Here is a 24,587-nt window from a genome sequence, read left to right as displayed (position 1 = left end):
AAAAACTTGGTTTTTCAAAATGGTGTCCTTTAATGCCTCTAAATACGATCAGTTAGCTAGTAGCAACGGAGGCTGTAATGGCAGGCGAAAATAACCAAAACAACCAAAATGAAGATCTCAATGACGCGGTAGAACAGACGGACACGAACGACGCGGGTACGCCCTCCCAACAGCAGAATCAACAGAACACGATTGCGTCGACGGTAGCGACGGGTGCTGAAAATACCGACGCGGCAGACGAAGTGAACCAAGCGTTGGAAGACAATCCAAGTGGTGCTGGTAATTCAGAAGAAGCAGCAGCTTCTGGTGCGGCTGTTCAAGAAGAGACGCCAGAAAGCGATGGAGATTCAGATGCAGCTCAATCTAATGTAGTCGGTGGTGCGGCTTCGGAAGCTGGCTCGGATAATGCTGCTGGCAGTGGTGGCGGAGCAGGTGCTGGCGCTCAAGCCGTAGGTGGCGATAACGCAGAGGCTGCGACAGGTGGAGCCGACGCTGAGGGTAATGAAGAACAAGGCCAAGCAGCACGTACATCTGCAGCGCCGAGTGCTACATCTTCTGAATCTGATGGCCAACAAGTCGATGATGACCTCGATTCACAGACAGTCGAAGAGACATTTGCCGTTGATGTTCAAGCTTCAGATGAAGAGACCATCAGTGAAGTAGAAGATGACTTTGATTCTGAGACAACAAGTGAAACGTTCAAAATCAAAGTGGAAAGTGAAAATGATGCTCCAGAGGCTGAACAAGATCTGGCTTACATCATGGATGAAGATGGCTCCATAACATTTACTCAAGAACAATTACTCGAATACGCAAGTGATGTTGATGGTGATGAGCTTGTTGCTTCAAATGTTCAAGTCGGCGCAGATGCAACGGTTCAAGATAATGGTGACGGTACATTCACAGTTGTACCTTCCGCTGACTTTAATGGCGAGCTAGACCTTACTTTTGATATCAGTGACGGCCAAGAAACCATAAGTAGTGCAATTGATTTAACGGTTCGTCCTATTAATGACGCACCTGTACCAGAAGATAAAACGTTTGAAATAGAGGAAGACGGAACTCTTGTCTTCACCGACGCTGATCTTCTTTCTGGTGCGACGGACATTGAAGGTGACAACCTTACTATTGAAAGTGTGACCTACGACGGTGGCGACGGTATTCTTACCGACAACGGTAATGGCACATACACCTTCGCACCGAATGAAAACTTTAATGGCGACGTAAACTTCGGTTTCGATGTATCAGATGGTACCGATACAGTCTCTACCAACATCGATGTGAGCGTAACAGCGGTTGATGATGCGCCTGTGTCAGGTGACCTAGCATACTCAATCGATGAAGACGGTTCTATCCGTTTAAGCCAAGAGCAGCTTCTATCGCAAGCGTCTGACGTTGAAGGCGATGACCTGACAGCCAGCAGCCTAACAGTTGGCGGTGATGCAACCGTTACTCAAAACGATGATGGCAGTTTCACTATCACGCCAGATGAGAACTTCAATGGCGACATTGATATCAGTTTTGATATCTCTGATGGCACCAATACCGTTCAAGCTTCCGCAGACCTAACTGTTAACCCAGTTAATGATCTGCCAGTGCCTCAAGATCAACAGTTCAGTATTGCAGAAGACGGTACTTTACTGTTCACAGACGCGGATCTGCTTACAGGTGCGACAGACGTTGAAGGTGATAACCTGACGGTTGAAGGTATCAGTTATGAAGGTACTGATGGCGCACTGACTGACCTGGGTGGGGGCTCATACAGCTTTGCGCCAAATGAAAACTTCAATGGCGACGTAAACTTTAGTTTCGATGTTTCAGACGGCACCGATACGGTGTCTGCAAACATTGATATTAGCGTGACTCCAGAGAACGATCCGCCAGTTGCTGGCTCTACGTCTTACACAGTTAATGAAGACAATTCGATTACCATTTCTGATGCACAACTATTGGCAACATCTTCAGACATCGAAGGTGATGTATCGATAGACAGCGTGACTTACTCGGGTAGTGATGGTGTCCTTGAAATCAACGGTAATGGCACTTACACCTTCTCGCCAAATGAGAACTTCAGCGGTGAAATTGCCCTAGATGTAGTGGTTGCCGATGAAGAAGGTGCAACCGATGCGACAACTGCGGGTATCACCGTACTTGAAGTGAATGATCCGCCAGTCGCAGGCCCAACGTCTTACACCATTGATGAAGACTCAGTACTGACCTTCAGTGAGTCACAAATGCTACTGAATGCTTCTGATTTAGAAGGGGATGTTGAGCTTGTCGGCATTAGCTACGACGGCCCTGATGGCATCTTCTCAGTCAATGGAGATGGGACTTGTAGCTTTGCACCGAATGAGAACTTTAATGGCCAAGTTCAACTTGACGTGACTATTCGTGATGAAGACGGCGCAGAAGTTGATACGGTCATCAACGTGGATGTTCTGCCAATTAATGATGCACCAGTCTCGGGTGATTTGGCTTACAACGTTAACGAAGACGGTTCAATCACATTGAGCCAAGATCAGTTGTTGTCTCAAGCGTCCGATGTTGAAGGTGAAGACCTAACCGCGAGCGACCTAACGGTTGATGGAAACGCAACGGTAACCGCTAATGATGATGGTAGCTTCACCATTGTTCCTGATGCGAACTTCAATGGTGACGTTGATATCCAATTCAACATCACGGATGGTACTGACACGGTTCAAGCAACCGCCGATCTTACTGTTAATCCAATCAATGATCTGCCAGTTCCTCAAGATCAACAGTTCAGTGTAGAAGAAGACGGTACGCTCCAATTCACTGACGCTGACCTGCTTACTGATGCCACCGATATCGATGGCGATGACCTCACCGTAGAAGGCATCAGCTACACAGGCGGTGACGGTGTATTAACGGACCATGGTGATGGTACTTATACCTTTGCACCAAACGAAAACTTCAATGGCGATGTAAACTTCGGCTTCGATGTGTCTGATGGCACAGAAACGGTTAGTGCAAATATTGATGTGAGCGTGACACCTGAGAACGATCCGCCAGTTGCTGGCTCTACCTCGTACATGGTCAATGAAGACAACGCTATCACAATTTCTGATGAGCAATTGTTAGCAAACTCTTCTGACGTTGAAGGTGCGGTATCGGTTGATAGCGTGACCTACAGTGGTACGGATGGTGTGTTCCAAGACAATGGTGACGGCAGTTATACCTTCCTTCCTAATGAAAACTTCAGTGGCGATATCAGCCTTGACGTTATTGTTGCTGATGAAGACGGTTCGATTGATGAGACCACCGCGGGCATTACCGTTCTAGAAGTGAATGATCCACCGGTCGCAGGTCCAACGTCATACACCATTGATGAAGATTCGGTTCTGACGTTCAGTGAATCTCAGATTCTTGTGAATGCTTCGGATATCGAAGGCGATGTAGAACTTGTTGGCATTAACTACGATGGCTCTGACGGTATCTTCACTGTAAATGGTGATGGTACATGCAGCTTTGCACCCAATGAAAACTTTAATGGTCAGGTTCAATTGGGTGTGACCATTCAAGATGAAGATGGTGCGACGGTAGAGACACAGATTAATGTTGATGTACTGCCAATTAACGATCCACCAGTATCGGGCGATTTGGCTTACACCATCAACGAAGACAGCTTAATCACACTAAGCCAAGAGCAGTTACTGGCGCGAGCTGGTGATATTGATAGCGAAAACCTAGAAGCTATTAACCTTTCGACCGATGAAAATGCAACCATCCAACAAAACGACGATGGTAGCTACACCATTACACCAGACGCTGATTACAACGGCGACCTAGACCTGAGTTTCGATATCATCGATAACGATGGTGGTGAGGTTCAAGTCGGTCTTGATATCACAGTGAACCCGTTGAATGACTTGCCACAAGCGCAAGATCAACAGTTCACGATTGAAGAAGACGGTACGTTACTCTTCACCGATGCTGACCTACTTGCAGGCGCGTCAGATATTGATGGTGATGAACTGTCGATTGAAAACGTGCTCTACACGGGCGCTGATGGTGTTCTTACTGATAATGGCGATGGAAGCTACAGCTTTGCGCCAAACGAGAACTTCAATGGTGATGTGAACTTCAGTTTTGATGTGTCAGATGGCACGGATACGGTTCAAGCCAACATTGATGTCAGCGTGACACCAGAGAACGATCCACCGGTTGCAGGTAGCACGTCTTACACCGTTCATGAAGACAACTCAATTACCATCAGCGACGAACAGTTACTTGCTAACACTTCGGACATTGAAGGTGATGTGGCAGTCGATAGCGTGACTTACACTGGCGCTGATGGTGTCTTTGAAGACAACGGTGACGGTACTTACACCTTCTCACCAAACGAAAACTTCAACGGCGAAGTTAGCCTTGATGTTGTCGTTACCGATGAAGAGGGTGCAACTGAATCGACCACCGCGGGTATTACTGTACTTGAGGTGAACGATCCACCAATCGCAGGCTCAACCAGCTACTCAGTCAACGAGGACGAAGTTATCACCATCAGTTCAGAGCAACTGTTGGCGAACGCTTCTGATATCGAAGGTGAAGTGGCGATTGATAGCGTTAACTACACAGGCTCAGACGGTATCTTTACCGACAATGGTGATGGCACATTCAGCTTCGCACCAAACGCTAACTTCGATGGCGATGTAAGCCTTGATGTTGTCGTTACTGATGAAGAAGGCGCAACCGTAGCGACCAACGCAAGCATTGATGTTCTGCCTGTTAACGATGCTCCGGTATCGGGCGACTTGGCGTACAGCGTGGACGAAGATGGTTCAATTACCCTGAGCCAAGAGCAATTACTTGCTCAAGCGAGTGATGTGGATGGCGATGACTTAACAGCGGCTAACCTGACCGTTGGTGGTGATGCGACAGTTACTGCAAACGATGATGGTAGTTTCACTATCACGCCAGATGCTAACTTCAATGGCGACATTGATTTGAACTTCGACATTACCGATGGTGATGCGACGCTTCAAGCAACAGCTGACCTAACGGTTAACCCAGTTAATGACTTGCCAACAGTAGGTGAGCCACAATTTGTGACTCAAGAAGACACCAGCTTTACCTTCACAGAAGAGCAACTGCTGCAAAATGCGGGCGACATTGATGGCGATAACCTATCGGTTGAAAATGTGGCTTCAGATAGCGGTACTTTGGTTGATAACGGCGACGGTACTTACACATTCGCACCGAATGAAAACTTCGACGGCAATGTAAATGTGACGTTCGACGTGAATGACGGTACAGCGACAGTACCAGCAGAAGCGACAATTGATGTTCAATCTGTGGTTGATATGCCAGAGCTGTCGATTGCGTCTGACCTAGTGATTGTTTCAGACAACTTCGAGTCTGGCTCAAACGGCTGGAATACCGGTACTGAAAGCTCACAAGGCTTCGAGTCGGGTGACATGCTAGGTCGTATTGGTGGAACGGGCGGTGATGAAGCCGTCAGCAAAACTTACGACATTCCAAGTGATGTGAGCGAAGTTAATATCTCGTTTAGCTTCTACGAAATCGATTCTTGGGATGGTGAGTCGTTCCAAATCTTTGTTGGTGGCGAAGAGCTAACGACATTAGATAATTCTGCGTTCCGTACTCAAGATGGCACTACAACGCTTTACGACTCAGAGGGTAATGAAGTCGGCGAAGTGGTTCACGGCGTGTCGCAAGGTGAGGGCTTCAGTGGTTGGAATGACCAAGCACACCAAATCAACCTAACGGTACCAGTAGAAGACGGCCAACTTGAACTTGGCTTCGGTTCAACCCTGAATCAAAGCGTTAATGACGAATCGTTTGGTATCGACAACATCGAAATCACAGTGTCTGACGCGGAATACCAAATCATTGGTACCGAAGATACACCTGTACCACTCGATATTGATGCCGCTCTAACCGATACCGATGGCTCAGAAAACCTTGCTATCTTGATTGAAGACGTGCCAGAAGGCAGCTCGCTTTCTGCAGGTATCGATAACGGTGATGGCACTTGGTCATTGCAACCAGGCGAGCTAGAAGGGCTAGAGTTTATTCCTTCAGGTGACTTCAATGGTGATGTGGTTCTAACCGTGAATGCGACATCGACTGATGTTGATACGGGCACTACCGCAACGGCAACACAAGATGTGACGATTCACATCTCGCCAGCGAACGATGCTCCAGAAGTTGACGGTGATATTAGTGCCGTTACAGCCGAAGATAACAGCATCACGCTAACTCAAGAACAGTTGCTAGAGCACGCTGTCGACATTGATGGCGATGACCTATCAGCAATCAATCTAACCACCAATGATGAAAATGCGACCGTTCAAATGAACGACGATGGCAGTTTCACCATTACACCGAGCGAAAACTTCAACGGTAATATCGAATTTAGTTACGATGTAACCGATGGGGAAGACATGGTCGCTGCAGGCCTAGATTTGACAGTAACACCTGTCAATGATGCGCCAGAGCCACAAGACCAAGCATTCACTATTGGTGAAGATGGGGTTCTTAACTTCTCTGACGCTGACCTGTTAACGGGTGCAACGGATGTTGAAGGTGATGACTTAACGGTAGAAGGTGTGACATACACGGGTCCTGATGGCGTTCTTACTGATAATGGCGACGGAAGCTACAGCTTTGCGCCAAACGAGAACTTCAATGGTGATGTGAACTTCAGCTTTGATGTGTCAGATGGCACGGATACGGTTCAAGCGAACATCGATGTGAGCGTGACGCCTGAGAACGATCCACCAGTGGCGGGCAGCACGTCTTACACTGTGCATGAAGACAACTCAATCACGATCAGTAACGAACAGCTATTAGCCAACTCTTCAGATGTTGAAGGTGAGGTTGCGATTGATAGCGTGACTTACACTGGCAGTGATGGTGTGTTCGAAGACAACGGTGACGGCACTTACACCTTCTCTCCAAACGAGAACTTCAATGGTGATGTGAGTTTAGCGGTTGTTGTTACCGATGAAGAAGGGGCAACAGAAGCGACCACCGCGGGAATCACCGTACTTGAGGTTAACGATCCGCCAATCGCAGGTTCTACCAGCTACTCAGTGAACGAAGATGAAGTTATCACCATCAGTGCAGAGCAACTGTTGGCGAACTCTTCTGATATTGAAGGTGAAGTGGCGATTGATAGCGTTAACTACACAGGCGCTGACGGCATCTTTACTGATAATGGCGATGGAACATTCAGCTTCGCGCCGAACGCAAACTTCGACGGAGATGTTAGCCTTGATGTCGTGGTGACCGATGAGGATGGCGCAACGACAGCTACAACGGCAAGCATTGATGTGCTTCCAATTAACGATCCACCAGTATCGGGTGACTTGTCATACAGCATTGATGAAGATGGTTCGATTACTCTGACTCAAGAGCAATTGCTATCTCAAGCCTCGGATGTGGATGGTGATGATCTGACCGCAAGCAACTTAAGCGCAGGTGATAATGCAACCGTTGTTGATAATGGCGATGGCACCTTTACGGTAACGCCAGATGCTAACTTCAATGGCGATATCGACCTAAGCTTTGATATTTCGGACGGTACTGAGTCGATTGTGGCGAATGCCGATCTGACGGTTAACCCTGTTAATGACCTGCCAACTAACGACGATGTTTATGCCAATGTTGATGAAGACAACACCATCACTATCACGCAGGAGCAGCTACTTGCGAATGCCGCAGATATTGAAGGTGATGACCTTGTCGCTTCCGACTTAACCTTAGTGGGTGACGATGCAACGATTGTCGATAACGGCGATGGCACGTTCTCAATCACTCCAAGCGAGAACTTCAATGGCTACATCGATGTTGCCTACAGCATCAACGATGGCGACACACCAATTGCCGCTAACTTGGGCTTAACCGTTGACCCAGTTAACGACGCGCCAATTGTTTCTGCTGATGTGGCGATAACCATAGAAGAAGATGGTTCATACACAATCACTCAAGAAGAGCTCCTACAATTCGCGACTGACATCGAAGACGATGACATGACTGCAATTATCGGAGAGCCGGGCGATGAAACAACCGTAACCGGTACCGTGTTGGATGCTGAAACCGGCAATCCAATCGCAGGTGCGGATGTGACGTTAACCGACAACGCGGGTCACTCTTACACCACGGTGACGGATCAATCAGGTAACTACTCTGTGAGCGGTCCTGTTGTCGACCAAGGTACTGTTACTATTGAACAAGAAGGCTCTATTACTAGCAGCTTCCTAGTTCCAGCTGGTGAAGATACCAACGGTGGCGTAACTGCAATATCTGAAGTACTTGAAGAAACAGATATGCGTATCGTGGTCACATGGGGTGAAAGCCCACGTGATATGGACAACCATCTATGGCTCTACGATACAGAGAATGGCAATGAGCTAGACCATATTTACTATCGCGACATGAGCCATGATTTGGGTGAAGGTAACATTGTTCAACAAGATGTAGATGACACAAATGGTGGCGGCCCTGAAACCATCACTATTCCAAATTATCAAGATGCTGACATGCACTATTCAGTACACAACTACACCAGCAGAAGTTGGGATGTAGATGGTGTTGAAGATGTACAAGTTCAGGTGTTTGTAGGCGATACATTGGTTGAAACCTTTAGCCCTGATTTATCCGATAACCCATCAGGTGACCATTGGCATGTATTTGATATCGTGAATGGCGTTATTGTTCCAAGCCAAGATGTAGGCAGCGAGAATGCGTTTGATTTACCAACGGCAGAAGAAGCGCTCGCGAATGAAAACGGCATTGATATCTCTGAATTGCTAACGGGCGATGAAGGTGATGACTCTGGTGATACGGGTGGAAACGAACCAAGTGTTGGAGATGTTTCCATTGAGAACGCTCTTATCACTGACAATGGTGATGGTACTTACACCATTACACCGGAAGAGAACTTCAATGGTGAATTCTCGATTAGCTACAACGTAGACGATGGCAACGGTGGGGTTGCGCCTACGGAACTAGACGTGACCGTAACAGCAGTTAACGACCTTTCTGTAATTTACGACCACGACTACACCATTAATGAAGATGGCTCGCTGACCTTTACCGATGAACAGCTACTGACTGGTGCAACGGATATTGACGGCGATGATCTTTCTGTCGAGTCGGTTAACTACGAAGGCGCAGACGGTGTGTTCACGGATAACGGCGACGGTACTTATACCTTTGCTCCAAACGAGAACTTCAATGGTAATGTCGACCTAACTTACGATGTGAGCGATGGTACAGATGTTGTATCGGCGAATATTGATGTTCAAGTGGTTCCAATCAACGACGTACCGGTAGCAGGTTCTACAACTTACAGCGTTGAAGAAGACGGCAGTATTACGCTAAGCGATGCACAACTTCTGGCGAATAGCTCGGATGTTGAAGGGGAAGTGTTTGTCAGCGATGTAAGCTACAGCGGCACTGATGGTGTATTCACTGATAATGGTGATGGTACTTACACCTTTGCTCCAAACGAAAACTTTAACGGTGACATCAGTCTTGATGTCTCTGTTATGGATGAAGATGGCGCAACCGCTGAAACAACCGCAGGTATCGACGTCATTGCTGTCAATGACTTGCCGGTTGCAGGTTCAACGACCTACAGCGTTGACGAAGATAACGTGATTACCGTCTCTGAAGCACAGCTTCTTGCGAACAGCTCAGACATTGAAGGTGATGTATCCGTTAGCGACGTTTCCTACTCAGGCGCAGACGGTATCTTTACTGACAATGGTGATGGTACTTACAGCTTCGCACCAAATGAAAACTTTAACGGCAATGTCAGCCTAGATGTCACCGTTGCTGATGAAGAGGGTGCAACGGCTGAAACCACTGCGGGTATTGAAGTTATCGCGGTTAACGACGCGCCAGTGTCAGGTGACTTGGCTTACTCAGTGGATGAAGATGGTTCAATCACACTAAGCCAAGAGCAGCTGCTTGCTCAAGCATCGGATGTGGACGGCGATGATCTTACCGCTGCCAACCTAACCGCAGGTGATAACGCTACCGTTACGGCAAACGATGATGGTTCATTTACCATTACCCCGGATGCCGACTTTAATGGCGATATTGACCTTAGCTTCGACCTTTCTGATGGTACTGAAACGGTTGTTGCAACGGCCGACCTTACTGTGAATCCAGTGAATGACATTGCGGTTGTAGAAGATGTCGCTTACACCATTGAAGAAGATGGTTCACTTACCTTTACAGACGATCAACTGCTAGCGGGTGCCTCTGATATTGATGGTGACGAGCTTTCAGTTGCCGATGTGTCTTACACTGGAGCAGAGGGTGTGTTCACCGACAATGGCGATGGCACTTACACCTTTGCACCGAACGAGAACTTCAATGGTGACGTAAGTTTGGACTTCTCAGTATCTGACGGTACAGAGACGGTTGATGCAAATATCGACGTAACGGTAACAGACGTTAACGATGCACCAGTGGCAGGCGCAACGTCTTACCAAATGAACGAAGATGGCACCATCACATTGAGCCCTGAGCAGTTGATTGCTAATAGCTCTGATGTGGACGGGGAAGTGTCGCTTGATAGCGTGAGCTACTCAGGTGCAGACGGTATCTTGGTTCAAAATGAAGATGGTTCGGTAACGTTCGCACCAAACGAAAACTTTAACGGCGACATCAACCTTGACGTGACGGTTATTGATGACGACGGTGCAACGGCTCAAACCACCGCTGGTATTGAAGTTATTGCAGTTAACGACGCACCAGTGGCTGGAAACGTGGCTTACTCGGTTGATGAAGACGGTTCAATTACGTTATCTCAAGAGCAGTTACTGGCTAACGCATCAGATGTCGATGGTGATGCACTGACCGCAAGTAACCTATCTGCAGGAGACAATGCGACTGTAACAGCGAATGATGATGGTTCATTTACTATCACACCGGATGCTGACTTCAACGGCGACATAGACCTAAGCTTCGATGTGTCAGATGGTCTTGAAACTGTTCAAGCAGGCGTCGACCTAACGGTTAACCCAGTCAATGACTTACCGACAGCCGCTGACCAAAGCTTCACAGTTGAGGAAGATGGAACGCTAATCTTCACGGATGCAGATCTACTAGCAGGCGCTGCAGACATCGACGGAGATGACCTGTCTATCTCGGATGTGTCTTACACGGGCGCAGAAGGTGTGTTCACGGATAACGGTGATGGCACTTACAGCTTTGCGCCCAACGAGAACTTCAATGGTGATGTAAACCTTGGCTTCACAGTGTTTGATGGCACTGAGACAGTCGATGCCAATATTGATGTGACCGTAACGGATGTGAATGATGCGCCGGTTGCGGGTTCTACGTCTTATCAAATGAATGAAGATGGCACGATTAACATTAGCCCTGAACAGTTGATTGCTAATAGCTCTGACGTTGATGGTGAAGTGTCGCTTGAAAGCGTGACTTACTCAGGCTCTGACGGCACCTTGGTTCAAAACGATAATGGGTCTGTGACCTTCACGCCAAACGAGAACTTTAACGGTGATATCAGCCTAGATGTGGTCGTGACCGATGATGACGGTGCAACTGCAACAACAACGGCAGGTATCGAAGTTCTGGCTGTGAACGATGGACCAGAGTCTGAGGAAGTGGAACTAACCACAGCCGAAGACAGCACCATTCTAATCACACAAGACATGTTGTTAGCTCAAGCTACCGACATCGATAACACCGCAGATGAGCTGTCAGCTTCGGGTCTACAAATCGACCCTAGCTTGGGTGAGTTGCTAGACAACGAAGATGGTACTTGGTCATTTACACCAAACGAAAACTTCAATGGCGATGTGCCAATGACGTTTAACGTTAGTGATGGCCAAGAGACAATTTCAGTCGACGGTAACATCGATGTCACGCCAGTGAACGATGCACCTGAAGCACCAATGATTGAGATGCAAGGCGAAGAAGATGTGGTCATGGTGATTGACCCTGCTTACATCGCGGATCAAGTTACAGACCTTGATGGCGATGAGATCAGCATTGAAAGCATCACAGTTCGAGCTCCAGCGAATGCGACCTTAACTCAGCAACCAGACGGCATGTATCACTTAGTGACTACTCAAGACTTTAATGGCTTAGTAGAACTGGGTTATCAAGCGACTGACGGTGAAGAAGTGGTTGATGGGTCGCTGAATGTGGATGTCATTCCTGTTAACGACGCACCGTTTAACGTCGGTAACGCAATGATGACCACAAATGAAGATGGCGCGTTCACCTTCGATGCTGGCGACTTGATGAACCTGTTCGGTGACATTGATACCGCTGACCTTGTTGTTTCACGCATTATTACCGCAGACGGTGAAGATGGTGGTGAAGTAACAGACAACGGTGATGGTACTTGGACATTCACACCAACAGGCGACTTTGCAGGCGTCTCTGACCTACAAGTTGTCGTGAGTGATGGTGAGTTTGAAACCGTTCTCGATGTTCCAGTGTACGTACGTCCTGTCGCAGATGGCGCGGTTATTTCAACTGACCATGACGGTCCATTAGTGTTCGGTGAAGATGAAACCGGTCACTTAGGATTGAATGTTGGACTAGTCGATGATTCAGAAACGCTAAGTAACCTAGTGATGACAGGTTTCCCTGTTGGATTCGAGGTAACAGATGGTGTGAATACCGTGATGATCACTGAGCCGGGTCAATACATCGACCTGTTCGACTGGGATATCTCAAACATTCAAATGACGCCGCCTGAAGACTTCCATGGTGAGTTCTTCGTAACGGTTAGCGCAACAACGGTTGATTACGGAGATGAGCCGGAAGCGTTTGAAGATGGCATCGATTCTGGTGATTTCGAAACCGTAGCGGGTGATTCCATCATCCTAACGGCGGACGACCTAATCGGTTTGGCTGAGAATGTGGATGCTGACAGCGATGATGAAGTGAAATTGGTTCATCTTGCCGACCGCAGCCAAGGTGAGATTGTCGATAATGGCGATGGCACTTGGACGTTCACACCAGCACCAGGCTTTACTGGCGAAGCAGATATAGCTTACGTGGTTGATAAAGATGGCGTGCTTCATGATGAGCAAACTGGCGTGGTCGTGAAAGAAGGCGACTCGCAAGAGAATGCTGCACCAGAAGTTAACAGCATCACGACGACGGAAATCGCAGCGGATGCAACCTTGTCGTTCACTGATGAAGACATGTTAGCGAACCTGAGCGATGCAGAAGGCGATAGCTTGAGCATTGAGTCAGTAAGCTTGATGGAAGGTCAGGGTGTAATTGAGAGCGATAACCAAGGTAACTATCAATTCACACCTGCTGAAGACTACACCGGCGATGTTCAAGTTGGGTTTATAGCGACCGATGGTGAAAACCGCATCGAAAGCTTCTTCAATGTGGATATCCAAGGTGGTGATGAAGCAGCGGCGAGTGAAGGTTATGCCTTAGCTGATGATGGTTCACTAACTATCACGGATGCACAGCTGGTGGATGAGTTGGGCGTGAGTGATTCTGCACAAGTTGTTGATGTTGCAGACGCGAACGATGCTGGCTTCTTTGCCGAATCAGGTGAAGGTGAGTGGACTTACTGGCCGAACGAAGACTTCGATGGCAACTTAGCGATGAATGTTGAAGTTAACGACGGCGGTGAAGTATCAAGTCACAGCTTAAGTATCCAAGTAGCCGATGATTCAGTACAAAGTGATGAACCACAAGTTCAAGCTGCTCAGGCAACAGAAGAGCAACAAGTGGAAGTGGCTCAACAAGCTGATGACCAAGCTCAAGATGCTGAAACTGAAGACAGTACAGTAGATGTAACCGCGGCACCGGGTGATACCATCTCTATCTCGATTCCAGATGAGGTAAGTGGTAACGAATCGGTTGATTACGCTGATATGTCTGGCTTACCTGAGGGCGCTACTGTGAGCAACGCACTGGATAACGGTGATGGTAGCTTCACAATCAGTGGCAACCTAGAGCAGCCTGTATCTGTCGAACTACCAGAAGGTTACGAAGGTACTAGCGAGATCCAATTCCAAGGTTACGACGAATTGGGTAGTTCAATAGACGGTGCTAACGGTTCTGTTGAGGTTGAGGTCGATGACCAATACACCATGCAAGGTTCTACTCAAGAGCAGCAACCAGACATGGCAGGTATGGAATCTGGTGGCAGCGACTGGACAAGTTCAGGTGGTCAAGATCAAGGTGTTGACTTCACGGACGACTCTGGAAGCTTCGATTCAGATTCTCAAACTGGAACCGATCAAGGCAACGACTTCGACCAAAGCTCGATTTAATCGAGAGGGCTTAGTTTTAGTCTGAACCGACATTTAGTCTAAACCAACAAGTAGATCGGGCAGCGTAAAGTTGCCCTCATTAAAGCCATGTAGAGTCATTGATGCATGGCTTTTTTATTTGTTTTGTTTCGCTAAATAAACTTGAGAACAGATAAAAATGTCCTTAATTATTAGAAGAGTTAGTTAGAAAGGAGGGACGACATGTATCGTTATGTCAGTTCGCCACAAGCGTCGAGATACATCGTACCACCACCTCAACATCGTGAGTTGTCGAGTGTGGATGTACCTGAGTCTGAATTGGAGATGCGAGAAATTCTAAATAATTGGTTTGCCGATGGTTTGGCTCCCATTATTCAAAGTGATGACGATTACATTTCGGCAAGCGACCAAGTGCGATTTGAAAAACTTAGCCGCACGGTTGGCATGTTATTGAGGAACAAAGACTATTACTTTGCCACTAAGCGTATCCTATCTTTGTGGGAGCAAGATTGCCTTGAAACCACCTATGTTAATTACCTCATTCTACGCAGCGAAAGAGGTACTTCGTTAAGGTGATTAAACGCAGCCTGGATTCGCTGACCATGATTGCTTGTTTTGAGAGCTATGATGACTCAAGTTTGCTAAGAAAGCAGGCAAACAAAAAGGGCAAGCTTTTGAGGCTCACCCTTGTGATTGTTCTTTAAATGTCTATTTAGCTATTTAGACCCAACCATCAAATTTGAGTCGTTTTTGAATTCTCTCGACTGCTTCTTTCTGCATTTGTCTAACACGCTCATTAGAAACATTCACATCTTGCATTTGTCCCACCTCAGACAGTGTTTTCACCTTGTTATCAAAGAAACCAAAACGGTGAATGAGAACCTTCTGTAATTTGGGTGGCAGTGTGTTTATTATTTGCTCTAGAGCTTGGGTAAAAGACTGATCTTCACAATCTTTTTGCGGGTCAGGGATATACTCACTTTCACACTGTTCAAGTACTATTGGTGCGTGGCTGATACCAACCGTTGTTGTCACGTCAATAAACCCGCTAAGCGCCACGAGTTGGTCGACACGTTTTGCCTTAACGCCAGAGCTGTCTGACAACTCTGAAATAGAAATTTCTTTACTCATTTTTTTACTTACATCGAGCTTCTTGGACGCGAGGCTATTTATTTCTTTGCATACGTGGGCGGGCAATCGGACAGTACGACCTTTATTCATCAATGCCGCTTCAATATTCTCTCGAATCCACCATACGGCGTAAGTCGAAAAGCGATAACCGGGTTCTGGATCGTATTTATCGATTGCCTTAATCAAGCCAATGTTACCTTCTTCAATCAGGTCGAGCAGGGTGAAGTTATTGCCTTTACGTTTTAGGTAGCTCTTTGCGATTTTTACAACAAGTCGCAGGTTTGATTCGATCATGATGTCACGTGCATGTTTGTCACCCGCGCGATTCAATTTTGCGTAATACACCTCATCTTCACGCGACAGCAAATCAATCCCCACAATATCCTTTAGATAGCGAGCATAAGGTTCTGCAGTGGTAGAAAATGATTCTTTAGTGGGTGTGTCATCCGTGAGCCCCTGAAACGCAGCAAAACTGTCATTGTTCATTTCCTTGTCCTTTTTTAGCCGACTGAACGTTTTATTTTATATTTTATTATTATGCCACCAAGTGATTAACGCTTGGTTTCACTAGAGTGTAGATAACAGTTCCTTCTTTACCAATAAATAAAATGCAATTTCGTATGTTTATGTCACAAAAAGATCTACAAATGTTTAACTATTTTGCATCTCATCAAGTATGTTGATTTTTCATTTAAAACATTAAGGCGGCTAGTTTATAAAGCATGTGTTATGCATTGGTTTATCTAGATAAATGACGTGAATTTATAGGTGTGGGTTAGAACTATAATTGAGAGGGAAAATGATGAGAAAAATGACAAGAGTCGAGGTTCAATGTTTCCAAGTACCTCAACTCCTTTGGCTACTAAGTTTCACCACGTAACTCTTAGTTCTATCGATTAATAAGTGCTGAGTACATCATCGATTTGTTGATTGATGATTTTTACTTCGCTATAGATAACCGAAAGGTCATCCGTTTGAGGTGCTAGTTTATTGGATGTGTTTTGCTCGACTCTTTCTAAGGCGGCTGTAGCTGTTTCCTCGCCGAAGCTGGCCAATATGCCTTTTAATGTATGTACGATAAAATGAAGCTTGCCCCAATCTTGTTGCTGTACCAGTTCTTGTATCTCTTCTAATGAATTGCCATGGTCTTCTTGATACACAGACAATACAGCGAAGATTATTTCTCTGTCATTATCTAAGTAGGCATTTAAGGCATCGATATCTAGCATATAGACTCCTGTTGGCTGTATGTTGAAAATGGGCTAGGCGGCTTACTCGAAAAACCAGCTCTTAATGAATCACTAATCCATTGATTCCATTTTGGAGGAAGTTCTAACTGTAAAATTTCTCTTAAATAGTCGTCGCTAAGTTTTTCATCTATATGAGCTTTATGGACGGCGTATATATAGTCAAGTTTGGCGGCAACTGAATATGGGTAACTGTGAATGTAGTCCTTTAATTCCTGGATCGACCCAAAGTTTTCAATGTTTATACAAGTTGAAGGGTCGACATTTTTGGACTCAAGTTTGTGGTTTACTGCTTCTCCACGAGATTTTAGACACTCCACTGTTAAGTGATAAAGAGAGTATTCCCCAAAATGGACGAGCAGTGGTAATAGTTGAGCGAGCAAGTAAGTTGGTTGGCTGTGGAAATTATTCGCTAACAGCGTTGAAGCTCTAATCACTTTTTTGTGGGCAACCTGAGGGCTATTTTCAATGAGCAAGATACTGCTCTGAAACAGGGCAAGGCTGGCCAAAACCTGCTGCTGTTGTTTTACCGGAAGTTTCAGGTTTACTAACTCGGTGAATTGGTTGGCGTGCTCAAGCAAAATACGTTTGTACTTTAGTTGCGTCTCGCGCTGATAAGTCGCTTTTAACGAATTAAAGTGCGCACAAATGGAGTGAATGACATCAATGTCAGCAGCTGAAATATGGGTAGCATACATCTCACCTAACTTTATGATCATACGTGTGTTGTCTACGTTCTCAGCCAAGTCAATCGCCCTGATTGCACGATGGCTGATACTTGGTGTCATCTCAAATGCACGAATCGCTAATTTCAGAGCAGGAAGCAGCATCTTATGTTTTTCGTAGATACAGCTTAAGCAGTCAATGACGCTCAATGAGAGTGGCTGCGCGATCAGAAAGTTGTGGAGCTTATCTATGGCTAGCTCCTGTTTTCCTAAACTGTCGAGAATCAGAGCTTCAGCAACCAGTTTTGTCGGGTGCATGTTGGTTTTCGAGTGGTTAATGACGCTAGAGAGTAATTGCCATTTCTTACCTGAAATTAAATGTTCAATCAGTGTCGCTTCGAATTGAACGCTAGTGCCATTAGGCGAGACCGCTAATGCTTGAGCCAATTTCTCCTGACTGGTGATTGGATATAACTCGTTCAGTTGTGTCAGCTTCTTCGAGACGGACACAGCACTTTGGATCTTTTTACCTAACCTCTGAGTATGAATCGGTTTAGAAACGAAATGGTGTGCCTCGCCTGAAAGGGCAGTTAATACCGTTTCTTGACGCATATCCCCAGAGAGCAAGATTGTCGCCACCGTATGATCGATGAGCCTGTTTCGATACAGAATCCCCAACAGCTCAAAGCCAGTAAAAGACTGTTCTAAGTGGTAGTCAATGAGGAGTACATGAAAAGAGTGCGTCTCGACCGCTTTAATTGCTTGTCGATAGTCGGTCGCAATAAAGATGCAATCATGTGCAATGCCCAAGCTCGAGAGTTGCTGCTTTATAAGAATAGTTGCACTCTTGGAGTCGTCGACAATCAAAATCCGAAGGTCTGTTGGTAAGGTCAAATCCATTTTCCTCAATACCAAATATTATCTTTAATTTAGGTGTCAGGTTGCACATTGTCAAGGTGCCTATATCACATAAAAATACTCAATAAACTATTGGTAATTAAAACATTTATGAAATCCTTCTAACGCAGGTGACTTTTACTTGATTTTCGTTGGGTTATACGTGTTTTAGAAATAAAAAAAGAGGCAAGCCGATAAGCATACCTCTCAGTTTAATTGTTCGATTTGTTATTCGAAATGTTGTTCTTTTCTTGAAGCTCTATTAAATAAAACTCTGCGCTAATCACGCATATTTAGAATCAATACTGCAGCTAGAGCCAAGAACGCCGTCATCATTAAGAACACATCGTTGTAAGCCATAATGGCAGCGTCACGTTGCATTGTGCCAAGTAGGCTAGCTTGCGCTTGTTGCATCGCTGTCGCGGCATCACTGCCAGATTGGATAAAGAACGCTTGTTGATTTTTGAGAGTTTGCCAACCTAACTGACTCACTGAAGGTAGCGACTCTTTGATGTGTGCAAGATGCTCACGGGTTTTGTTATCCAATAGCGTAGCGATAATCGCAATACTGAACGCGCCACCCAAATTACGCATTACGTTGGTTAAGGTCGAAGCGTCAGGCGTGTCCATTTTGCTGATGTTTTTCATCGCAACCAAAGACAGCGGAACCATAATAAACGGGCTACCGATAGCACGAAGGACCATAGACAAGATCAACTGTTGACCACCAAAATCAATCGTCATATGCGTGTTCACGTAACAACTGAAGCCAAACATCGCGAAACCAAAAGTAACCAAGTACTTAGGCTTAATGATTTGGGTCAGCTTAGGAACGATTGGGAATATCAACAACTGTGGGAAACCCATCCACATCAAGACTTCACCAATCTCCATCGCATTGTATTGTTGGATTTGAGTGAGATACATTGGTAGCACATAGATAGAGCCGAGCAATGCCATCCCTAGAATCAAATAGGCGATACAAGACATAGCAAATTGCCCATCCCGCAATAGCCGCAAATTCACCAGTGGCTTTTTGTGTTGGAGTTCGTTTATCACGAAGTAAACCAAACTCACTGCAGACACAATACTTAGGCCAATGATAAAGCTCGAACTGAACCACTCTTCACGGTTACCTTCTTCTAGCACCACTTCCAAACAACCGAGCCCTAATGCCATGGTCGCGATACCAAACCAGTCAGCTTTTTTCAGTGTGCCAAGGTCGAGCTTTTCATCATCCAAGCCATATCGGATCATGGTGATCACGAGTAGAGCGGGTGGGATATTGATGTAGAAAATATAGTGCCACGAGAAGTTTTCGGTCAACCAGCCACCAAACGTTGGGCCGATTGACGGAGCAAATGTCGCCGTTACGCCGAACAATGCCATACCCACGGCACGCTTGTTGACAGGCAAAAGCTGAATCACTAGCGAGAAAGCAAGAGGGATTAAAGCACCACCACTAAAACCTTGCATTGCACGGAACACGATCATCGAGGTCATATTCCAAGAGAATGAACACAGTAAAGATGAAATGGTGAAGATGGCCGTCGTCCACGTAATATAACGACGTTTACCAAGCGCTTTAGAAAGCCAACCACTGAGTGGGATAGCAATCATCTCTGCGACTAGATAAGACGTAGAGATCCACGAGCTTTCATCTAAGGTGGCAGATAGCGCACCTTGAATATCTTTGAGAGACGAGTTGGTGATCTGAATATCCAAAATCGCCATAAACGCGCCAATCAAACCGCCAAATAGGGCGATCCAATGACGTCTTGAAACCTCGCCATCATCATTAGTGTGGGTGACAACACCAGCGTTACTCATGGTCTAGCCTCGTTTATCGATGGTCGCTACCACAGACAAACCAGGAAGCAGTCGACCTTTCAACTCTTGCTGATCTGGAATGATGATTTTCACCGGTACACGTTGAACAATTTTAGTGAAGTTACCTGTCGCGTTTTCTGGCGGCAGTAGCGCAAACTTGGCACCAGTCGCAGGGGAGAAGCTGTCGACAACGCCTTCGAGTGGTTGTCCTGGGAACGCATCTAATTCAACTTCTACGGATTGACCTTTATGAATGCCGCTTAGCTGTGTCTCTTTGAAGTTAGCTTCAATCCACACTTGGTTGTTTGGTACTAAACTCATCAATGGCGCGCCTGCTTGAATCAATAAGCCTTCACGTACGCTGCGTTTGCCAATTACACCATCTGCTGGCGCGTACACTTTGGTGTAATCAAGGTTAAGTTGTGCTTGATCTCTTTGCGCTTGAGCTTCAGTTACCGATGCGTTTGCTTGTTCTATCTCACTAGCAATAACGGTTAATTGATCGTTGGTCGCAACGAGGTTTGCTTTTGCTTCTTCGAGATCTGCTTGAGTGACTTTTTGCTGTGCAGCCATGCTATCGACTTCATCTTGAGACGCGTAGTTACGTTTTAGTAAGCTACGAGAACGTACCACTTGCTGAATAGCACGTTCGTATTCAGCTTGTGCGGAATCGACACGGCTTTCTGCTTGGTTAATTTTGCTACGTTGTAATGTTTGTTGTGCCACTAGATTTTTTACGTCTGATTGCACCACGCTTAAATGGGCATTGGCCTGAGCGAGTGCTGACTGGTAATCACGGTCATCGATTTGAACCAACAAATCACCTTCTTTAACCGATTGGTTATCACTCACATAAGATTTAACGATATAGCCACTTACTTTAGGACTAATATTGGTAATGTCGCCTTGTAGGTAGGCGTTATCAGTAGATTCAAAGTACTGGCCATAGCCGTACCAATATCCTGCGCCAGCTAAACCCAATGACAGCATGATCGCAGTAGCAATAAGCGGGGCTTTTTTACGTTTTTTTGTGCTTACTGATTGCGAAGCGTTGTTGTTCTCTGTCATTTTTTATTTCTCATTTTGTTTTTATTTAGATGTAACGAATTGTAAATGAATTCGATTGATTGATAAGATAGGAAAAAAGGGAAACACTGTTGCATGAATCTTACTAATAGGGCTTTGGGAGAAGTACGATGGACTTAAATGCTGTGACTGTTTTTACACAAGTTGTTGATTGTGGGAGTTTCACGCACGCAGCTGAAGCATTGAACATGACCAAGTCGACCGTCAGCCGAAAGCTAGACGAGCTGGAACAGCACCTAGGTGTGAGGTTGATCACTCGTTCGACACGAAGTTTAGTTTTAACGCCAGAGGGTGAGCGCTTTTATCAGTCGAGCATGCAGATGCAAGAGATCATGAACCAAGCTGAGTTAGAGGTTTCTGCCAATCAGGATTTGATCCGAGGGCAGTTGAATGTTGTGTTGCCTGTCGAATTGGGGCATCAAGTATTAGCCACATACATCCACAGTTTCCTAAAAGAGCACCCAAACGTGACTTTGAACTTAGAACTGTCGAATCGAGAAGTCGACATCATTGCGGAGGGGATCGATCTTTACGCGCAAATTGGTGAGCTGGTGGACTCGAGTCTGGTTTCTCGATATCTCACGACTTCAAAAAGAACGCTTGTGGCGAGCCCTGAATATCTAGAACAGTTTGGAGAAATCAAAACGCCCTCAGACTTAAAATCTCCATTTCGTATGGTTGAGGTCGTGAACAAGGCGGCACGTTTACCCAAGTGGCATTTACAATTAGAAGCTGGTGAGTCGATTTTGATCGATCTGCCGTGCCAGTTGCGGGTGAATACCATTACGGCGTGTCTAACTGCATGTGTGGACGGTCTTGGTTTAGCAGTGCTGCCTGAGTTCATTTGTCGTGAGCACTTCAAGACTGGCAAGTTGATTCGTTTGTTGCCTGAATATGAGATGCCTGAGGTTTCAGTAAGCCTAGTGTATGCAGATAGACAGTTGATGCCGAAACGTAAAAAGGTCTTTATCGACTATCTACTGACTGCCTTTCAAAATAGGAAGCACAAGTAACGGGCTGAACATTAGCGGGTAAATAAGTGCTTAGGCTTCCAATTAATCGCTTTTGCCTAAACCGTATCGAAGCTAATGATAAGTTGACTGCCAATCGACGACTTGTCCATTCACTAATATAGCTTTGACCGATAGGGCAGCAATATCTATACCGTTGTGACGAAAGGCCTTGTTGGAGAAGTTAGCAATGATCTTACTCCCGTCACTGAACTCGGTTTGATGAACATCGCCGTTCTTATCTAACCACTCGAAATCAACTAACTGTTTATCCCATAACTGTTCGTGCATCGGTTCAAAGCCATCTTGATAATGTTTGAGTGCTTTGATTCTCGGACTCGAACTTGATAAAGCTTCATCCCTGGTCAAGTGAACCATCGCTGGCGTGTTGTACAGCATGGCGGTTAAGTCACGTTCTGCTTGTACATTAGTGAACTTAAGGCTGTCTGAATGCCAATGGTGCGTATTGATCACTTCATCATGGAAAACTGCTTGGTATAACGGAATTCGGTATTGAGGCGAAAACAGTAGCGACTTGTAGGGCTCTTTAACCTCGGCGGGTTTAAAGAAGAAGTCAGGCTTATGGTCTGGGTACCAACGACCTAAGTAATAGGGAGATCGGCGATTCTCTTTCATGTCTTTATCTGTCCAGCCAAAACCAACCGTTTCTAAGCCGTGCGCAAACGCGATGCCTTTTGTTGTTAGGCTGTTGCCGTCTTCAGATCCTAATACTAACGATGGTTGCTCGCTTAGCCACTGCATTCGATTGTTGAAGGCAGAAAGCATATCCGATTCGTTTGTATCGCCATTGCCATTGCTGTTGCTATGACTATCTGTAGAGCCGCTGTAATCTTCACGTGCCATGGCGGTTGCATCAACATCTAAGAACAAGCTATTGAAGTTGCCGAATTTTATAATGTCTTGAGCGCGCTGTTTTACGTATTCTAAATGGCAGTTCGGATTTAGATAGAATCCGTTACCTCTAAACCCTTTTTTTAGGCTGCCATCCGCTAGTTCAATGGCACAACTTTGACGCATTGGCTCTGGTAATTGAGCGGTTAGCCAGTTGTCGTTCAGCTTCGCAGGAATGGCTGTGTTGTAGGAGTCATAGGTGCCGACCAGATATCCTGACTGTTTTGCCAGAGCCACAGCGTTAGGTTGATAGAATGCTGGCATCCAATTGTCGAATCCGAGCCAAAGTTTGCTTAAGCCTGCCTTATTTAGATTGGTTACCATGTCTGAAGACAACGCTTGTCCCCAAGTGTCTGACGAGTTTAGGTAGGGGGAGGCGTGCTCTAGCAACCAGTTCTTCTTATCCTGTGCTGCTTTGTATTGCGCTTTAATCGTGTTGTTTTCGAGTGTCGGATTACCGATTGGAAATAACACCTGCAACGACTGGCTAATAGAGTCCAACAATAACTGTTTGTGGTACTGGCTAAACCAATCTTTGCCTTTAGACAGAGGGGATAACTCTCGCTTCGCTTCACTTGAAATGTTTAATTGAGAGTCCTCTAGATACCAAGCGTTTAATCCCCACCAGTCGCTCACATCTTGGATGCTTAATGGGTCTTTACCAAACAAGTAGACGTGGCTTGCGCCGATTAGCTTATTTATATCTGGATTACGCTTTTGCTTTTCGACAAGCGATTCAGAGAGACCATTTTCAATTCGCCGATCGCGATAGTGTTTGGCGCCATGTAACCAAGAGTCTCCAAGTGTTATCCGAACCGTAAAAGGCCGTGATTGATTCAGCGTTGTAAATTGGTGTGAAGCGCTCATATCAATCTTGGTCTTCTCATCAGAGGACGTATCCGACGATACATCAGAAAAGAACAATTGGTTGTTGGTTGGGGTAATCATCTGATAACTGATGAATTGATCGTTCTGCTGTACAGTCCAAAAAGGCATTTTTAAGTCTTGAGTGGTGTTGCTTCCAGAATGGTTGTCGACTAGGTAATTGGCCCACTGCTTATTGTTGGTAGGAACGCGCATACCCTCACTAAAGGGCAGAAATAGAGTCTGAGTTTGTTGTTCTGCTAGGTCAAACCAAACGAGTTCAATGGGTTGGTTTCGTTTTACTTGTGTGTTTTCAGGTAAGGTGAATTGGACAAGAAGATTATGTTCCTTCAACTCAGCTTCAACATTGATTCCACTCGGCATGAGTGTCCAAGATGCCTTGGTTTTTGAGTCTATGACTAGGTGAGTAACTTTTTGAGGTTGACGATCAACGGTCAAAGCAGCGCTATTCACACTTAAGCCATTCCAATCTATCGCTAATGTTTTTGTTGAAATCGACACTATATTGCTGGCGTTAATGTTGTTGGTGTTGGCGGTGTGGCTATTGCTGATAAGGGCGATTTGATTATCTTGTGCGTTTGCCGAGAGCGCACAAGTCGTGAATAGAGCTGCAATAGCAAAAGACGTAAGAGTAAGTTGATGACGAACGTTGACCATATCTAGATT

General features: G+C 45.8%; 9 protein-coding genes. 3 read left to right on the top strand and 6 right to left on the bottom strand.

The window, feature by feature from the left end; genetic code table 11:
• Positions 1-77 precede the first annotated feature (77 nt).
• The gene (locus AB6D80_RS00945) at positions 78-14,279 is read left to right on the top strand and encodes a tandem-95 repeat protein (protein WP_372187562.1); all 14,202 of its coding nucleotides are present in this window, start codon (positions 78-80) and stop codon (positions 14,277-14,279) included.
• Positions 14,280-14,480: 201 nt separating this feature from the next.
• Entirely contained in the window at positions 14,481-14,834 is a 354-nt protein-coding gene (locus AB6D80_RS00940; RefSeq protein ID WP_102249235.1) for a hypothetical protein, read from the top strand.
• A 144-nt stretch (positions 14,835-14,978) separates the two neighbouring features.
• Here AB6D80_RS00940 and AB6D80_RS00935 read toward each other — a convergent pair whose 3' ends face one another.
• From AB6D80_RS00935 to AB6D80_RS00915, 5 genes are all read right to left on the bottom strand, one after another.
• Positions 14,979-15,875, bottom strand: a complete 897-nt coding sequence (locus AB6D80_RS00935; protein ID WP_102249236.1) for an RNA polymerase sigma factor RpoD/SigA — start codon at positions 15,873-15,875, stop codon at positions 14,979-14,981.
• Between the two features lie 410 nt (positions 15,876-16,285).
• Positions 16,286-16,618 carry an Hpt domain-containing protein gene (locus AB6D80_RS00930; protein WP_009844988.1) on the bottom strand — a complete coding sequence of 111 codons (333 nt, stop codon included), beginning with the start codon at positions 16,616-16,618 and terminating at the stop codon, positions 16,286-16,288.
• Positions 16,612-18,201: a response regulator gene (locus tag AB6D80_RS00925; RefSeq protein ID WP_102249237.1), complete on the bottom strand. Its 1,590-nt coding sequence runs from the start codon at positions 18,199-18,201 to the stop codon at positions 16,612-16,614. Before AB6D80_RS00925 ends, AB6D80_RS00930 begins: the two co-directional genes overlap by 7 nt.
• Before the next feature lie 276 nt (positions 18,202-18,477).
• On the bottom strand, positions 18,478-20,028 hold the full coding sequence (locus AB6D80_RS00920) for a DHA2 family efflux MFS transporter permease subunit (RefSeq protein WP_102249238.1): 1,551 nt from the start codon (positions 20,026-20,028) through the stop codon (positions 18,478-18,480).
• A gap of 3 nt (positions 20,029-20,031) precedes the next feature.
• A complete protein-coding gene (locus AB6D80_RS00915) occupies positions 20,032-21,096 on the bottom strand; it encodes an HlyD family secretion protein (protein WP_372187560.1) in 1,065 nt (354 codons plus the stop codon).
• A gap of 128 nt (positions 21,097-21,224) precedes the next feature.
• Between AB6D80_RS00915 and AB6D80_RS00910 the strand changes: the two genes are divergently transcribed.
• Positions 21,225-22,127: a LysR family transcriptional regulator gene (locus AB6D80_RS00910; RefSeq protein ID WP_372187558.1), complete on the top strand. Its 903-nt coding sequence runs from the start codon at positions 21,225-21,227 to the stop codon at positions 22,125-22,127.
• 72 nt (positions 22,128-22,199) lie between these two features.
• On the opposite strand, the gene AB6D80_RS00905 is transcribed toward AB6D80_RS00910, so the two are convergent.
• On the bottom strand, positions 22,200-24,578 hold the full coding sequence (locus tag AB6D80_RS00905) for a glycoside hydrolase (protein WP_372187557.1): 2,379 nt from the start codon (positions 24,576-24,578) through the stop codon (positions 22,200-22,202).
• Positions 24,579-24,587 lie beyond the last annotated feature (9 nt).

Origin of the sequence: Vibrio sp. 10N.247.310.17, assembly GCF_041466605.1 — a bacterium.
Classification (GTDB): domain Bacteria; phylum Pseudomonadota; class Gammaproteobacteria; order Enterobacterales; family Vibrionaceae; genus Vibrio; species Vibrio tasmaniensis_A.
The sequence above is the reverse complement of the archived record's forward strand: the minus strand, read 5'-3'. Positions and strand labels throughout refer to the sequence as shown.

Coding starts and splice junctions, on each gene's coding strand:
- AB6D80_RS00945 (WP_372187562.1), top strand. CDS start 78: ATGGCAGGCGAAAATAACCAAAACAACCAAAATGAAGATCTCAATGAC.
- AB6D80_RS00940 (WP_102249235.1), top strand. CDS start 14,481: ATGTATCGTTATGTCAGTTCGCCACAAGCGTCGAGATACATCGTACCA.
- AB6D80_RS00935 (WP_102249236.1), bottom strand. CDS start 15,875: ATGAACAATGACAGTTTTGCTGCGTTTCAGGGGCTCACGGATGACACA.
- AB6D80_RS00930 (WP_009844988.1), bottom strand. CDS start 16,618: ATGCTAGATATCGATGCCTTAAATGCCTACTTAGATAATGACAGAGAA.
- AB6D80_RS00925 (WP_102249237.1), bottom strand. CDS start 18,201: ATGGATTTGACCTTACCAACAGACCTTCGGATTTTGATTGTCGACGAC.
- AB6D80_RS00920 (WP_102249238.1), bottom strand. CDS start 20,028: ATGAGTAACGCTGGTGTTGTCACCCACACTAATGATGATGGCGAGGTT.
- AB6D80_RS00915 (WP_372187560.1), bottom strand. CDS start 21,096: ATGACAGAGAACAACAACGCTTCGCAATCAGTAAGCACAAAAAAACGT.
- AB6D80_RS00910 (WP_372187558.1), top strand. CDS start 21,225: ATGGACTTAAATGCTGTGACTGTTTTTACACAAGTTGTTGATTGTGGG.
- AB6D80_RS00905 (WP_372187557.1), bottom strand. CDS start 24,578: ATGGTCAACGTTCGTCATCAACTTACTCTTACGTCTTTTGCTATTGCA.